A 331-nucleotide genomic window follows, 5' to 3' on the forward strand; every position below is an offset into this window, starting at 1 on the left:
AGAACCTGTGGGGAGGCAGAATCCGAGACGGATCGGATCCACGAGTGTGTTGTACCCGATCTCCTCGTTGTCGACTGCGGCCTGAATCAGGTCGAAGGTTGCTACCAGGAAGCGGTAACTGGGTGCTTGTGCTAACGGGGTCTTCGATTCAAGATGATACGGAATCCCGTTAGACTCGAAGATGTCCTGAATTGCCGTCGTATAGTTATCGAGGTTCCGTGCCGTGACAACGATCTCGGAGGGGTCGTATCCGTTCGCAAGCTTCCCGCGAATGTCTTGTGCGAGGTACTCAACTTCACGACGGCGCTCCGGTGCCTCAACAATCTTTAGT

Annotated in this window: 1 protein-coding gene; it reads right to left on the reverse strand. The window is 54.4% G+C overall.

The genetic code is table 11. From position 1 onward, the window contains the following. On the reverse strand, positions 1 to 331 hold a 331-nt coding region (locus EXE42_RS17415), incomplete at both ends, for an exodeoxyribonuclease V subunit gamma (protein WP_137707105.1).

Source organism: Halorubrum sp. SP3, from assembly GCF_005435195.1.
In the GTDB taxonomy this organism is placed as follows: Archaea; Halobacteriota; Halobacteria; order Halobacteriales; family Haloferacaceae; genus Halorubrum; species Halorubrum sodomense.